General features: G+C 42.6%; 13 protein-coding genes. 1 reads left to right on the forward strand and 12 read right to left on the reverse strand.

The genetic code is table 11. From position 1 onward, the window contains the following. Positions 1-270: 270 nt before the first annotated feature. The 6 genes from hemL to hemA are packed head-to-tail and all read right to left on the reverse strand — an operon-like array spanning position 271 to position 6,575. The gene (gene hemL / locus ACIFOD_RS19250; RefSeq protein ID WP_430315926.1) at positions 271-1,563 is read right to left on the reverse strand and encodes a glutamate-1-semialdehyde 2,1-aminomutase; all 1,293 of its coding nucleotides are present in this window, start codon (positions 1,561-1,563) and stop codon (positions 271-273) included. A 55-nt stretch (positions 1,564-1,618) separates the two neighbouring features. Next, positions 1,619-2,593 (reverse strand): porphobilinogen synthase, encoded by a 975-nt coding sequence (gene hemB, locus ACIFOD_RS19255; protein WP_430315927.1) that lies wholly within the window; start codon positions 2,591-2,593, stop codon positions 1,619-1,621. 27 nt (positions 2,594-2,620) lie between these two features. Then, complete coding sequence (locus tag ACIFOD_RS19260) at positions 2,621-3,424, reverse strand: uroporphyrinogen-III synthase (RefSeq protein WP_430315928.1); 804 nt, start codon at positions 3,422-3,424, stop codon at positions 2,621-2,623. Then, positions 3,424-4,356, reverse strand: coding sequence for a hydroxymethylbilane synthase (gene hemC / locus ACIFOD_RS19265; RefSeq protein ID WP_430315929.1), 933 nt, complete (start codon positions 4,354-4,356; stop codon positions 3,424-3,426). Before hemC ends, ACIFOD_RS19260 begins: the two co-directional genes overlap by 1 nt. A gap of 17 nt (positions 4,357-4,373) precedes the next feature. Continuing rightward, complete coding sequence (locus ACIFOD_RS19270) at positions 4,374-5,207, reverse strand: inner membrane protein YpjD (protein WP_397552044.1); 834 nt, start codon at positions 5,205-5,207, stop codon at positions 4,374-4,376. Positions 5,208-5,222: 15 nt separating this feature from the next. Then, positions 5,223-6,575, reverse strand: a complete 1,353-nt coding sequence (hemA, locus tag ACIFOD_RS19275; RefSeq protein WP_430315930.1) for a glutamyl-tRNA reductase — start codon at positions 6,573-6,575, stop codon at positions 5,223-5,225. Between the two features lie 390 nt (positions 6,576-6,965). On the opposite strand from hemA, the gene ACIFOD_RS19280 reads away from it, so the two are divergent. Next, positions 6,966-7,454 (forward strand): LiaI-LiaF-like domain-containing protein, encoded by a 489-nt coding sequence (locus ACIFOD_RS19280; RefSeq protein ID WP_113969524.1) that lies wholly within the window; start codon positions 6,966-6,968, stop codon positions 7,452-7,454. 56 nt (positions 7,455-7,510) lie between these two features. Here the strand turns inward: ACIFOD_RS19280 and ACIFOD_RS19285 are convergent, their stop codons facing one another. The 6 genes from ACIFOD_RS19285 to lonB form a co-directional block, all read right to left on the reverse strand. Beyond that, complete coding sequence (locus ACIFOD_RS19285) at positions 7,511-8,233, reverse strand: amino acid ABC transporter ATP-binding protein (RefSeq protein ID WP_428975099.1); 723 nt, start codon at positions 8,231-8,233, stop codon at positions 7,511-7,513. A 34-nt stretch (positions 8,234-8,267) separates the two neighbouring features. Next, on the reverse strand, positions 8,268-8,915 hold the full coding sequence (locus tag ACIFOD_RS19290) for an amino acid ABC transporter permease (RefSeq protein ID WP_113969525.1): 648 nt from the start codon (positions 8,913-8,915) through the stop codon (positions 8,268-8,270). Between the two features lie 85 nt (positions 8,916-9,000). Beyond that, complete coding sequence (locus ACIFOD_RS19295; protein ID WP_428974933.1) at positions 9,001-9,783, reverse strand: transporter substrate-binding domain-containing protein; 783 nt, start codon at positions 9,781-9,783, stop codon at positions 9,001-9,003. Positions 9,784-10,113: 330 nt separating this feature from the next. Further along, positions 10,114-10,698 carry a ribosome biogenesis GTP-binding protein YihA/YsxC gene (yihA, locus tag ACIFOD_RS19300; protein ID WP_113969527.1) on the reverse strand — a complete coding sequence of 195 codons (585 nt, stop codon included), beginning with the start codon at positions 10,696-10,698 and terminating at the stop codon, positions 10,114-10,116. Next, positions 10,695-13,019: an endopeptidase La gene (gene lon, locus ACIFOD_RS19305; protein WP_430315931.1), complete on the reverse strand. Its 2,325-nt coding sequence runs from the start codon at positions 13,017-13,019 to the stop codon at positions 10,695-10,697. Before lon ends, yihA begins: the two co-directional genes overlap by 4 nt. 170 nt (positions 13,020-13,189) lie before the next feature. Then, positions 13,190-14,848 (reverse strand): ATP-dependent protease LonB, encoded by a 1,659-nt coding sequence (gene lonB / locus ACIFOD_RS19310; RefSeq protein ID WP_430315932.1) that lies wholly within the window; start codon positions 14,846-14,848, stop codon positions 13,190-13,192. Between the last annotated feature and the right edge of the window lie 215 nt (positions 14,849-15,063).

A 15,063-nucleotide genomic window follows, 5' to 3' on the forward strand; every position in this document is an offset into this window, starting at 1 on the left:
CACATTATTAAGGACTTGACTATTTTGATTTAGAAACCGGGGTGTATTTCGAATTGATTGATGTTGGTCGTTTGGATATATCGACCGTTATCATGATATATCGACCGTTATTTTGATTTACCAACCTTCAAATGGATTTATCGACCGTTCTTTCATATTATCAACCGTTTTTTCAAGATATCGACAGTTCTGCAATATTCGACACACTCCTCCCATCCCCGCTTCCGTAAAAAAATAGCCGATCCCTATAAAAAGGATCGGCTATCAGCACTACTTCTTACTAATCTTTTCAAACGCTTTTTCCGCTGCTTCAAGGGTTTTTTCAATATCTTCATCTGTATGAGCTGTCGATAAGAATAGTCCTTCGAATTGGGAAGGTGGCAAGAATACACCTTCGTGTGCCATTTCACGGTAGTAATCAGCAAACATGTCAAGATCAGACGACTTGGCGCCTTCATAGTTGGTTACTTCTTCATTCGTGAAGAAGATCCCGATCATGGAGCCGGCACGATTAATTCTGTGAGGGATATTGTGCTTTTCTGCTGCTTTCTTTAAGCCTTCTTCCAACAGGTCTGCTTTGCGTGCGAACTCTGTGTATGTTTCAGGAGTCAGCTGGCTCAGGGTTTCATATCCAGCCGTCATGGCCAATGGATTTCCGGATAAGGTTCCGGCTTGATAGATCGGACCGCTTGGAGCGATTCTTTCCATGATTTCAGCTTTACCGCCGTATGCACCTACCGGCAGGCCTCCACCAATGACTTTTCCTAAACACGTTAAGTCCGGGGTTACATTGTAATAGCCCTGTGCACATCCGTATCCGACACGGAATCCAGTCATGACTTCATCAAATATTAACAAAGAACCATGATTTTCCGTTATTTCACGAAGGCCTTCCAGGAAGCCTGGCTGAGGTGGAACGACACCCATATTGCCGGCAACAGGTTCTACGATCACACCGGCGATGTCGTCGCCAAATTGTTCAAAGGCATAACGGAGGCTTTCCAAGTCATTATAAGGCACCGTAATCGTATTCTTTGCTACGCCTTCAGGAACACCAGGACTGTCGGGCAACCCGAGAGTCGCAACACCGGATCCTGCCTTGATTAATAATGAATCTCCATGACCGTGGTAGCAGCCTTCGAACTTGATGATTTTATTGCGTCCAGTATATCCACGCGCAAGACGCAGGGCACTCATCGTCGCCTCTGTACCAGAGGACACCATACGTACCACTTCAATACTTGGAACTCTTTCAATGACTAGTTCGGCAAGTTTGTTTTCAATTTCTGTCGGGGCACCGAAGCTTGTCCCGTTTTCCGCTACCTTTTTAATGGATTCCACCACACGGTCATTGCTGTGACCAAGAATGAGTGGTCCCCAGGAAAGAACATAGTCAATGTATTCATTTCCATCGATATCGTAAATTTTAGCTCCTTTTCCTCTTTCCATGAAAATAGGATCCATTTTTACGGATTTGAATGCCCGTACAGGACTGTTTACTCCGCCGGGCATCAATTTTACTGCTTCTTTAAACGCTTGCTTCGATTTCTCATATGAACGCATTCCGGGTTCCTCCTTTAGTGATCTCTTCGTTATCCTTACAGGAACTTTCCACCAATTAGGATAACCAATTCGCAACATCTTTTGCAAAATACGTAATGATGAGGTCTGCACCCGCACGTTTCATGCTTGTCAGTTTTTCCATTACGATTTCCTGTTCGTTTACCCAGCCGTTTTGAGCCGCCGCTTTCACCATGCTGTACTCTCCACTTACGTTATAAGCGACAACTGGTGCATTGAAACGGTCTTTCACTTCCCTCATGATATCTAAATAGGAAAGGGCAGGTTTGACAATTAAGAAGTCTGCGCCTTCTTCTATATCCGACTGTGCTTCTCTTAACGCCTCGAGACGATTCGCAGGATCCATCTGATACGTTCTGCGATCTCCAAATTGCGGTGTGGAGTGTGCTGCATCACGAAATGGACCATAGAAGCTTGATGAGTACTTAACGGCATATGACATGATCGGCACATCATGATAGCCGGCCGCGTCCAATCCGTGGCGGATCGCTGCAACGAACCCGTCCATCATATTTGAAGGAGCAATGATATCAGCTCCTGCTTCAGCCTGGCTGACCGCCGTTTTGGCTAATAGATCAAGCGTAGGGTCATTCAGTACTTTTCCATCTTTTACGATTCCACAATGTCCGTGGCTCGTATATTGACATAAACAAGTATCGGCAATGACGACAAGCTCTGGATAATGTTCCTTCACAAATCGGGTTGCTCTTTGGACGATTCCGTGGTCATGATATGCTTGTGTCCCTGCCTCATCTTTTTCTGCTGGAACACCGAAAAGAATAATGGATTTGATACCTAAGGAAACCACTTCATCCATTTCTGCTTTTAAGTTATCCAGGGAAATGTGAAAAACCCCTGGCATGGAAGGAACGACATTCTTAATATTTTCCCCTTCCACTACAAACAGTGGATAAATTAAATCCTCTTTTCTTAGATGAGTTTCTCTTACTAACGCACGCATATGATCTGATTGACGCAGGCGGCGATGACGATTAAAATGCAGATCTTTCATGTGAAATCCTCCTAAGTAAATAAAGCTTTATTGTGATGATCTATTCGTGATAAATTTTTTCATTTCGTTTACCATTTCGTTTACCATTTCATTTACAGTATAGATGCTCGGACAGATTTTTACATGTAATCCGTACTGTTCAGCCGTACTTTTTGTAATGGGACCAATGCAGGCAATGGGTATGTCCTGGATTTTATCATGAAGGCTGTGCTGATCGACCACCTTCATAAAATGATGGACCGTTGATGAGCTGGTAAACGTGATGATATCAGGTTTCTCTTCTTCAATACTGTCCTTCAACTGACCGATGCACCCTTCTGGAAGGACGGTTTCATAGACGATCCATTCCTGACAGGACACCCCGGCAGAGGCAAGCTCTGAAGCAATGACGTTTCTTGCCAGGTTCCCCTTTGGGATCAGAACGTCCCCTGAAGGCTTCACTTTCGAAATGAATTCGTCTGCAAAGTCATCCCCTGTAAAATGGTCAGGCACGAAGGAGACAGGGATTCCACTCTTCCTGCAATAGTGTTCCGTTTTACTTCCGACCGCAGCAAACTTCCCGGAAAAAGAAGATAAATCGAGCTGTAATCGTTTCAATGCTTGAAGAAAGAATTTCACTCCATTTTTACTGGTGAAAATAATCCATTCGTACGTATGTATGGTCGTGTGAAGATTCGTTTCCCACACATCTTCATGAGGTTGAAAATGAAGGAGCGGCACCACAATCGGAACCCCTCCCACGTCTTCGATGAGGGAAGCCGTTTCACTGGATCCCTCACTTCCGCGAGTAATCAAAACCTTTATGTTTTCTAAAGGCCCTTTACCCTTCATTATTGATCTAGCTCCTCTTTCACCTGGTCGATTAATGCCTTAGCCCCCAGGTCTGTTAAGCTTTCAGCGACTTTTTCCCCTACTTGCTGAGGATTTTGTCCCACCATATATTCTTTATAAATCGTCTTCCCATCTGGTGAAGCCACAAGCCCCGTTAAAGCTACATCCCCGTTGTCTTTCAGCTCAGCAAATCCTGCAATCGGCACCTGACATCCGCCTTCCATTTTATGAAGGAACGCTCTTTCAGCCGTAACGGTCTCAGTCGTCTCTTCACATGCAAATTTCTGAAGGAGCTCAAGCAACTCAGAATCATCTTCCCTGCATTCAATGGATAATGCACCTTGTCCGACTGCAGGCAGACAAAGGTCCGGATCAAGGAATTCCGTTACAACATCTGATGTCCAGCCCATACGTGATAACCCTGCCGCTGCTAGGATGATCGCATCGTAATCCTCATTTTTAAGCTTCGTTAAGCGCGTATCGATATTTCCACGGATCCATTTGATTTCAAGATCTGGACGAACGGATAAAATCTGTGCTCCTCTGCGCAGACTGCTCGTTCCTATGATTGCACCACCCGGTAAATCTTTGAGAGCCACATGATTTTTACTGATGAACGCATCACGGTGATCCTCGCGAACCGGTATACATCCGATGGTCAGTCCTTCAGGTAAGACAGCAGGCATGTCTTTCATACTGTGAACGGCCATATCGATTTCTTTATCCAGCATCGCTTGTTCAATTTCTTTAACAAACAAGCCTTTTCCACCGACCTTTGACAGGGTGACATCGAGGATCTGATCCCCTTTTGTAACGATTTCCTTCACTTCGAATTCGTAAGAGGGATCCAGTTCTTTCAACTGATTGATCACCCAATTTGTTTGTGTCAGTGCTAATTTACTTCGTCTCGATCCAACAATGATTTTTCTCATAATGACCTCCTGAAAACTTATGAATACCAGAAATGAAATGAAGACAACCTACTGCCCAAGAAAAAGTTAATTAAAATGATCAAAAAGGCTGCAACATTAAGAAAAGCTAATGACTTACCAAATACATTTTTTTTAATGCGAAGATATAAATAACTACTATATAAAATTAATAGAATGAATGAACCTACTATTTTCGGATCATACCATAGAAATTCCGGCAGTTTGATGTATGCCCATTGCAGCCCCAGTATCAAGCTCAATAGAAGCATGGCTACACCAATGGCGTTCGATATATATGAAATCTTCTCAAGTTTGGACAAATCGCTGATCCGCCATAACCTTTGCCCCCATTTTTTCTCCTTTAATAATTTAAATTGCAGGAGGTAAAGCAGGGAAAACACAAAGGATAGTGAAAAGGCTCCATATGAGAGGATGGCCATCGTAATATGAATCAACAATAATTCAGATACGAGCTGTTCTGCCATCGCCTGTGACTCTACCTGTACCGGTGCAAACGTATGGATCGCCATGATGATGAATCCCAGTACATTTGTGAAAAACACCGTAAAGTCCACTCTTAATAATCGATTGATGACAAGGGACAGGGTGATGAGGACCCAGGCATAAAAATAAAGTCCCTCAAAGATGGTGAGGACCGGAAACCTGCCTGTATTCATCATGTATAGAAATAAAAAGATTGTTTGAAGGATCCAAACAATCGCAAGTAACCAGAAGGCAAACAGATTCGCCTTCCGGTTTTTGTTTAAGAAATCTATAAAGTAAAAGAGAATACTAATAGCATACAGAACAATCATAAGTTCGTGCAGCCTAGTCATCGTTTGTTCAAACATAGACAATAACCTCACTTATGCTTGAAAAGAAGGTTGTGGTACAAGCTTAAGATCGCTCTCAGTCTTTTCATCGGCTGCTTTCACTTGTTTCTGCTCTTGCACTTGTTGCTCAATATTAAAGATATTGATGAATAAATCCAGTTTATCTTCAGCATCAGGAAGTCCGGCGAATTCCTTCGCTTGAAGGATCGGATCCTTCAACAACTGATTGATGATACTCTTCGTATGCTTATTTAACACTTTTCGCTCACGATCCGTTAAGTCAGGCATTTTCCGTTCGATGCTTTCCATTGTTTCAGCTTGGATAGAGAGTGCTTTTTGTCGCAGTGCTGAAATAACCGGAACAACCCCAAGCATATTCAACCACTCTTTAAACGCTACAATTTCAGCTTCAATCATGATTTCGATTTCCTCAGCGGCTTTCTTACGCTCAGCCAGGTTCGCCTGAACGATGCCTTCTAAATCGTCGATATCATAAAGGAAAACACTTTCTAATTCTCCGATGGAAGGATCCAGGTCACGAGGTACCGCAATGTCCACCATGAAAAGAGGACGACCCTTTCTCATGCTTTCCACATGTGACATCATCTCTTTTGTGATGACAAAATCCTTTGCACCGGTGGAACTGATCATAATATCAGCCTCTACAAGGGCACATTGAAGCTCCTTCAGAGTTTTCGCATTCCCACTGAAACGGTCTGCCAAGGTTTGAGCCTTTTCATACGTACGATTAATGACCGTCACTTTAGTGGCTCCGCTGCCATGAAGGTTTTGGATCGCAAGTTCTCCCATTTTACCGGCACCAAGAATAAGAACATGCTTACCCTCCAGGCTTCCGAATACTTTTTTAGCTAATTCAACGGCTGCATAGCTGACAGACACAGCATTGGAACCAATATCTGTTTCAGAGTGACCCTTTTTGGCTACCGTCACTGCCTGCTTGAACAGATGATTAAATACTGTACCAGTCGCTCCTGACTCTTGTGCATTCAGGAAGCTTGAACGAATTTGTCCGAGGATCTGGGTTTCCCCCAACACCATAGAATTCAATCCGCACGCAACCTTAAAAAGGTGTTCGACTGCTCCTTCTTGTTCGTAAATGAACAGATATGGCGTGAACTCCTCTTTATCTATATCGAACCATTGAGATAAGAAATCTTTAATATAATAACGACCTGTATGAAGCTGATCCACTACTGCATAGACTTCCGTTCTATTACATGTAGAAACAATCACATTTTCCAGAATGCTCTTCTTTTCCTTTAAAGCCTTCATAGCGAGAGGAAGATCAGTTTCATTGAATGATAAACGCTCACGAATCTCAACAGGGGCCGTTTTGTAATTCAAACCAACGACTATTGTATACATGCTATGCACTACACCCCCAACTAAAATCATTACTCTTATTATAACATGTCCTAAAAAGCTCCTGACCCGTAAATGTGAACAGAAATTGAAACCTAAGTATGATACATTTATAAAGGTAAGAAGGCATGCTTCTTCCGGTACTTGCAAAACATTCATTTCATCATATACATTTAAGATTAATAAAGAATGAACATGAAAGCATTTTCAATTCTAAAAAAAATCTTTTATATTTCGACATTCCCTACTAATGTAGGGTACCAAAACAAGCTTAAAGAATCAAGTAATGGAAAGGTTTTTCACTTATCCGGGCTTATCTTTAGTATTATGTATTATTTTCCCTGAAAAAACAGTATTTAAAACATTTAGTATAAAAGATATGGGAGGAAGAGTATGAGACAACAACAAAGAATTTTCCCAGGAATGATCTTAATCGGCTTTGGGGCATACTTTTACTTACAGCAAGCTAACATTGTCCTGTTTCAGGAGTTTTTCACATGGCCGACATTATTGATGATTGTTGGACTGGCCTTTCTCGGACAGGGATATGGAGGGAGAGATTATGAAGCCATATTACCGGGTACGATCCTCGTTGGATTCGGTCTCCATTTTCACGTTGTAAATAAACTGGAAATCTGGCCGGATCACATGGGCACATTCATTCTGATCATTGCCTTGGGTTTTCTGCTCAGGTACCAGAAAACGAGAGCAGGGCTATTTCAAGGGGTGCTCTTTTTAACCCTGTCTATCATTCTCTTATTCTATGACAAAGTGGTGGGATGGTTTGGCTTCATTGGAGGTAATGTGGAGACTGCATGGGAATTTTGGCCGATTATCGTTATTGGTATCGGCGTCTACTTATTGTTTATAAAGAAAAAATAATTCTATATAATCCATAATAAAAGCCCGGAATTTACTCCGGGCTTTTGTACGAACGATTATAGAACTGAATCCAGAAATTCTCTTGTCCGCTGCTCTTTTGGAGCGTTGAATAATTCCTGGGGAGGTCCCACTTCCACGATCCTGCCATCGTGCATATACACGACCCAATCGGCTACCTCGCGGGCAAACCCCATTTCATGGGTCACGACGACCATCGTCATCCCCTCTAAAGCAAGCTCCTTCATGGTAGCCAAAACCTCTCCGACCAATTCAGGGTCCAGTGCTGAGGTAGGTTCATCGAAGAGCATGATTTCAGGCTTCATGGCAAGTGCCCTTGCAATGGCCACACGCTGTTTCTGTCCTCCAGATAGCTTGGATGGATAGACATTTTCCTTATCCCCAAGTCCCACCTTCTTTAATAATTCTTTCGCATCCTTTTTTGCTTGGGCCTTCTGCACACCTTTTACGTAAACAGGTGCTTCCATCACATTTTCCAGGACCGTTTTGTGAGGGAATAGGTAGAAATGTTGAAACACCATCCCTACTTTTTGACGGATTTTATTTAAATCATGTGTATCCTGATTGACTTCATCGCCCTCGATGACAACCCGTCCATTGTCTTTCAGTTCCAGGAAGTTTAAGCAGCGGAGCAATGTACTCTTCCCTGATCCACTGGCTCCAATGAGGCAAACCACATCACTTTCCTTTACGCTGATATCAATGTCCTTCAATACATGTAAATCACCAAAGGATTTATTTAATTTTTCAACTTTAATCATTTCCTGACTCACACTCATCCCTCCCGCATCTTTATTAATCACTAACCGACATCCGTTTTTCTATGATATTGACAATCGTTGAGAATACCAGTACCAGTACCAGATAATAGATTGCTACAACGAGCAGGTAGGTCATGTAATCGAAGTTGTTGGAACCAAGCGTCGTTGCCACACTGAACAATTCGAACATCCCGATGAATGATGCAAGAGATGAATCCTTTAATGCAATGATGAACTGATTGCCCAGTGGCGGCAGGGCCCGTCTGAATGCCTGTGGAAGAATGATTCTTCTCATGGACAACCCGAGAGACATCCCGAGGGACCGTCCCGCTTCCATTTGTCCTTTATCAATGGACTGAATGGCTCCACGGAAAATCTCGGCGATATAGGCCCCGTTATGGAAGGCAAGTCCCATTACGACAGACCAGAAGCCTGAGATATTCAATGAAGTCAATCCGAAATAGAAGATGAAGATCTGAACGATTAATGGTGTACCCCTTACAACGAAAATGTATAAATCCGCAATCAGTGACAAAGGCTTGATCCCTGAAATTTTAAGGAAAGCGAAAAACAATCCGATCACAATCGCAATCAGGACAGAAACAAAGGTTAATTGGAATGTTAATAACATCCCTTTAAGAAAAACATCATATGTACCAGCAAAGGTTTCTAAAAAGTGCATGTACTTCCCTCCGTTCAAGTTATATCCCCATTAAGACAAAAAGCGAATGCGCATAGAAGCACATTCGCTCTGTGTCATGCTGCTTTTACTCTTTCTCGGGATCTGATGTGATGTCTGTATTGAAATACTTTTCACTGATTTTTTTCAGCGTTCCGTCTTCTCTTAATGTTTCTAAAGCTTTATTGACTTCATCCAGTAACGCTTCGTTCTCTTTGCTAACAGCGATGGCTTGCTCACTGCGGCCGATCAGCTCACGCGCTTCAATATTCAGATCCGCAGCGATTGCTTCTTTCCCTGTAATGAAGTCGGTGATAACGGCATCATGCTTGCCTTTATTTAATGCTTCTAATGCGACTACGTCACTATCATATTGTTGAACATTGTCCGTTACTCCCTGAGCAGTCTCTGCATAAGTGGATCCCTTGGAAACGGCAATCTCCATTCCTTCCAGGTCATCAAGCGTTTCTACAGTACTGTCCGGACGAACGAAAATCTGCGGGCCGGAATAATAATAAGGAGTTGAGAAGTCTACTTCCTTCAAGCGTTCATCCGTGATCGTATGGCTGGCAACCGCTGCATCAAAACGACCGGATTTCACTCCTTCTACAATTCCTGCAAACTTAAATTTCTTCTGTTCAGGTTCAAGACCCATTTCTTTCGCAACGGCTTCTGCCACTTCAATATCGAAACCTGACATGGTTCCATCATTATTTGTTACACTGAATGGCTTAAATTCACCTGAAGCTGCATAAATGAATTTGCCTTCCTCCACTAACTTCGCACCATTTTCCGTTGTGGCTTTGTCGCCGCAGGCTGATAGAAGAAGCACAGAAATGACTAACAAGACTAGGCTTTTCCAATTCTTCACTGGTTAGAGTCCCCCTTATGTAGCTTGTAATATTTTTAATCTTTCATAATTTTATCAACAAAAGAGAAAATTCTCAAAATTCAAATATAGCTTCCACAGCTTATAATTATCCATTTTAGTGGATGAAGCTGATTCAGCTCGGTTACAGGTACATATGCGTCCCTATCCTTTTATTTCCTTTCATATGCTTTGGCGTTATAGGCCAATAAACCTTATACGGACTTCGGTAGACCCTCTTTTATACTACTTTTAAGCTATAGTAGTGCTGTCATTATTTAGTAATAAAAAAAGAACCGATCTCCACATATGCGGAAATCGGTTCTTTTAAGCTTATTTATAATAAGACTTGATGGCGTCCCAGGCTTTATCTTTTCCAAGGCCTGTTTCGGAAGAGAACATGATGAGATCGTCTTCACTGTCCATATTAAGTGTTTCTCTTGTTACTTTAAGGTGCTTCTGCCATTTGCCTTTCGGGATCTTATCCGCTTTGGTGGCGATGACGATGCATGGAAGCCCATGATGCTTGAGGAAATCGTACATCATTACATCATCATTGGTCGGTGCATGACGCAAGTCCACGATCAGGATAACCGCCCTTAGCTGTTCACGGGAAGTGATGTATGTTTCAATCATCTTGCCCCATGCTTCCCGTTCTGTTTTGGATACTTTGGCAAAACCATATCCAGGTACGTCTACATAATAGAGGGTTTCCTCTATTTTATAGAAGTTCAGTGTCTGGGTTTTACCCGGCTTGGATGAAATCCTTGCCATGCTCTTACGACCGATCATTTTATTGATGAATGAGGATTTCCCTACGTTCGAGCGTCCCGCTAAGGCAAACTCGGGAAGGATATCGCCAGGATATTGTTCAGGCCTGACTGCACTGATGACTAGCTCAACTTGATTTACTTTCACTTCTTTTCACCTACTAATGCTTTCTCTAAGACTTCATCGATGTGGGATACAAGGATGAACGTTAATTCTCCCCTCACACTCTCAGGAATATCGTCAATATCCTTTTCATTATCCTTCGGAAGGATAATCGTTTTAATTCCAGCACGATGAGCGCTTAATGTTTTTTCTTTCACTCCTCCGATTGGAAGTACTCTTCCTCTCAGAGTCATTTCACCTGTCATTCCTACTTCACGATTGACGTATTTACCTGTAAGTGCGGACACGAGTGCCGTCGTAATGGTAATCCCTGCTGAAGGACCGTCTTTTGGGACTGCTCCTTCAGGAACGTGGATGTGAATGTCATGTTTCTCGTGGAATGACTCGTCGATCCCAAGGTCTTTCGCTTTCGAACGAACATAACTAAACGCCGTCTGAGCGGATTCCTTCATGACATCTCCCAATTTACCTGTCAGCACAAGCTTTCCTTTACCAGGGGCTAAAGATACCTCAATCTGCAAAGTATCTCCGCCAACGGTCGTGTAAGCAAGACCTGTTGAAACTCCGATTTGGTTTTCTGTTTCTGCTTGACCATAACGGAACTTTTTCTTCCCCAGGAATTCTTCAATATTACTGGACGTAATCACCACTCGCTTCTTCTCACCAGAGACAATGATCTTCGCCGTTTTTCTACAAAGGGCTGCAAGGTGGCGTTCTAAACTTCTCACCCCTGCTTCTCTTGTGTAATAGCGAACAATATCGACAATCGCTTCATCCCTGATTTGAAGCTTCGATTTGTTTAAGCCATGATCTTTGATCTGCTTATCTAATAAATGATGCTTCGCGATATTTAATTTTTCAAGCTCTGTATAACCTGCAATCGTAATGATTTCCATTCTGTCTCGGAGTGGTCCTGGAATGGTCGATAAATCATTTGCCGTTGCAATGAACATGACCTTCGATAAATCATACGTTTCTTCTATATAGTGATCACTGAAGTTCGAGTTCTGCTCTGGATCAAGTACTTCAAGCATCGCAGAAGAAGGATCACCTCTGAAGTCACTTGACATTTTGTCAATTTCATCAAGGAGGAAGACAGGGTTGATGGTACCTGCTTTTTTCATGCCACGAATGATTCTTCCAGGCATCGCACCGACATACGTACGTCTGTGACCTCTGATCTCAGATTCATCCCGAACGCCTCCAAGGGAAACCCGGACAAAGTTTCGACCCAGTGATTCAGCCACGGAGCGGGCTAAGCTGGTTTTCCCGACACCAGGAGGTCCGGCAAGACACAGGATAGGTCCTTTAAGGGATCGAGTTAACTGTTGAACAGCCAGATATTCAAGCACTCTCTCTTTTACCTTTTCAAGGCCATAGTGATCCCGGTTTAAGATCTGTTCAGAACGCTTGATATCCAATTGATCTTCTGTTTCAGTGGACCAAGGCAGGGATACAAGCCATTCAATATAGTTGCGGATAACAGAGCTTTCAGCAGAGCTTGATGGCACTTTCTCATAGCGCGCTAACTCTTTCAATACGGTTCTTTCTACGTCCTCCGGCATATCAGCTTGTTCAATCTTAGACGTTAAATCTTCAATTTCACCGGTTTTTCCTTCTTTGTCGCCTAATTCTTTTTGAATGGCTTTCATTTGCTCCCGTAAATAGTACTCTTTTTGGGTTCTCTCCATGGAACGCTTCACACGCTGCCCGATTTTCTTCTCAAGGCTAAGCACTTCTTTTTCATTGTTAATGGTCTCGATCACCATTTGAAGACGCTTCTTAATATCCAGTGTTTCAAGAACGTTTTGCTTTTCTTTCATTTTCAGCGGAAGATGGGAGGCGACGATATCCGCCAGTCTACCCGGCTCTTCAATATCTGAAACAGTGGAATACGTTTCTGCTGAAACTTTTTTGGATAGCTTTATGTATTGTTCGAAATAATTCAATAACGTCCTCATTAAAGCGTCTGTTTCTGATTCTTTCACTTCGGAATCTTTGAATTCCTTGATTTCCACTTCATAAAAGTCTTTTTGCTCAGTAAATGTTTCAATAGACGCCCTGTTTAAACCTTCAACCAGAACTCTGATCGTTCCATTCGGTAATTTAAGCATCTGCTTTACCTTTGTAAGAGTTCCCATTTCGTAAAAATCTTCTTGTGCTGGCTCATCTATATTCATATCTCTTTGAGTGGTTAAGAAAATTAAATGATCATCCATCATTGCTTTTTCTAAAGCTTGTACGGAGCGCTCACGTCCAACATCTAAATGTAAGACCATTGTTGGATACACAAGTAAGCCTCTTAATGGAAGGAGGGGAACCGTTAAATTATTTTGATTTGCCACATATAACACCTCCGAATTTTGCTCTAAGTCTTTGTACAATTCTAACTTATTTACTAGGTAGTGTCTATTAAATAGGTATTTACAACTTTATTCAATCCGTTTATTGCTTATTCCATTTCTCTTCGATTCAAAAACAAACCGATTCGGATAGACCCGAATCGGTCAACAGTCTATACACTTTTCTTATTTTGTTCTGCTATGAGATCCGTTTGCTGTGGCGTTTCCTTCATAAGAGCAAGCTCCAATACTTCTTTAAGCTGTTTCACCGGAATCACTTCAATCCCCTCAATTTCACTTAACATGGCTTGCTGGTTATCATAAGGGATGATCGCTATTGTGGCACCAGCCAATTTCGCGCCCTTCACTTTCGCGGTCACGCCTCCGACTGGTTTAACGAGACCGTGGATACTGATCTCACCGGTAACAGCGATGGTATGTTTCACTGGGATACGGTAAATGGCAGAGTAGATGCCAAGTGCCATAGCGATTCCGGCAGAAGGTCCGTCTACAGGGACTCCACCAGGAAAGTTCACATGAATATCATATTGATCAGCAGGTACTCCCATGGAACGAAGCACCGTAATCACATTTTCGATGGAGCCTTTCGCCATGCTTTTTCTTCGGACTGATTTACTACGATCCCCAATGCTTTCTTCTTCCACTATTCCCGTCACATTGATCAGTCCTTTATCCGTTGCCGGGATCACCGTTACTTCAATCTCGAGTAATGAACCCGTATTAGGGCCTGTTACGGCTAACCCATTTACCAGGCCGATTGTTGCTTGTTCATTGATTTTTTTCTGATAGCGGGGAGAAAGCTGACTGGATTGGATGATCCACTCCAGTTCATGATCAAAAATTTCTTTTCTGTTTTCTGTAATGGCCACTCCAGCCGCAATCTGAACCATATTAACCGCTTCACGTCCATTACGGGCATAGGAGGCAAGCGTTTCAAGACCCTTGTCACTAATAGCCATCTCCACTTTTTCAACGGCTCTGGCAGCTACTTTTTTCACTTCATCATGCTCAAGCTCTCTAAAGAAAACTTCCATACATCTCGAGCGGATGGCCGGCGGGATTTCACTTGGGGTACGGGTGGTCGCACCGATTAAACGAAAATCTGCCGGAAGGCCATTTTTGAATATATCATGTATGTGGGTGGGGATTTGATGATTTTCTTCATTATAGTAGGCACTTTCAAGAAACACTCTGCGATCTTCCAGTACTTTTAATAACTTATTCATTTGGATAGGATGCAATTCTCCTATTTCATCAATGAACAATACTCCTCCATGGGCATTCGTTACAGCCCCTTGCTTCGGCTGGGGAATCCCCGCTTGTCCCATGGCTCCCGCTCCTTGGTATATAGGATCATGAACAGAACCAATCAAAGGATCGGCAATTCCCCGTTCATCGAAACGTGCGGTTGTGGCATCCAGTTCAACAAAAACAGCGGCAGGCTTAAAAGGAGATTTTATATTCTTCTTGGCTTCTTCCAGGACCAGGCGGGCAGCTGCGGTTTTCCCGACTCCAGGTGGACCATAGATGATCACATGCTGAGGGTTAGGACTGCATAAGGCTGCTTTCAAAGCTTTAATTCCATCTTCCTGGCCAACAATATCTTCAAAGCTTGATGGTCTTACTTTTTCTGCAAGAGGTTCAGTTAATGAAATGGATCTCATCTTTCGTAACTCTTCCATTTCTTTTTTTGACTCACGATCAATGGAAACTTTTTGCGTTCGCTGATTTTTCAATAGGTTCCAGAAATACAATCCAATGATGATTCCGAAGAATAATTGGATAAACAAAGCGATGCTAGTAAAGCTCATTCGTCTCCCTCCAAGTAGATACAAGTTGTTATCGGTTAGTATCTCCTTGACCCTGTGGGAATAAACAAAAAAATTCTTGTTCTAAAATGAGTAAAAATAAGAAATTTGGGGCTATTCCTAAATGCAACTAAGCATGTAATGGTTGATTTCCGCTCCAGGATGCTCGCTTTCCGCGGGGCGTGCGGTGAGCCTTTTTTCAATCTTAAACCGTAAAA

Origin of the sequence: Rossellomorea sp. NRS-1567, from assembly GCF_050467885.1 — a bacterium.
Classification (GTDB): domain Bacteria; phylum Bacillota; class Bacilli; order Bacillales; family Bacillaceae_B; genus Rossellomorea; species Rossellomorea aquimaris_C.

Bases quoted from the DNA above. Each gene is read 5' to 3' on its own strand.
- ACIFOD_RS19280 (WP_113969524.1), top strand. From the start codon at position 6,966: ATGAGACAACAACAAAGAATTTTCCCAGGAATGATCTTAATCGGCTTT.
- hemL (WP_430315926.1), bottom strand. From the start codon at position 1,563: ATGCGTTCATATGAGAAATCGAAGCAAGCGTTTAAAGAAGCAGTAAAA.
- ACIFOD_RS19285 (WP_428975099.1), bottom strand. From the start codon at position 8,233: ATGATTAAAGTTGAAAAATTAAATAAATCCTTTGGTGATTTACATGTA.
- ACIFOD_RS19290 (WP_113969525.1), bottom strand. From the start codon at position 8,915: ATGCACTTTTTAGAAACCTTTGCTGGTACATATGATGTTTTTCTTAAA.
- hemC (WP_430315929.1), bottom strand. From the start codon at position 4,356: ATGAGAAAAATCATTGTTGGATCGAGACGAAGTAAATTAGCACTGACA.
- hemB (WP_430315927.1), bottom strand. From the start codon at position 2,593: ATGAAAGATCTGCATTTTAATCGTCATCGCCGCCTGCGTCAATCAGAT.
- lonB (WP_430315932.1), bottom strand. From the start codon at position 14,848: ATGAGCTTTACTAGCATCGCTTTGTTTATCCAATTATTCTTCGGAATC.
- ACIFOD_RS19260 (WP_430315928.1), bottom strand. From the start codon at position 3,424: ATGAAGGGTAAAGGGCCTTTAGAAAACATAAAGGTTTTGATTACTCGC.
- ACIFOD_RS19270 (WP_397552044.1), bottom strand. From the start codon at position 5,207: ATGTTTGAACAAACGATGACTAGGCTGCACGAACTTATGATTGTTCTG.
- hemA (WP_430315930.1), bottom strand. From the start codon at position 6,575: ATGTATACAATAGTCGTTGGTTTGAATTACAAAACGGCCCCTGTTGAG.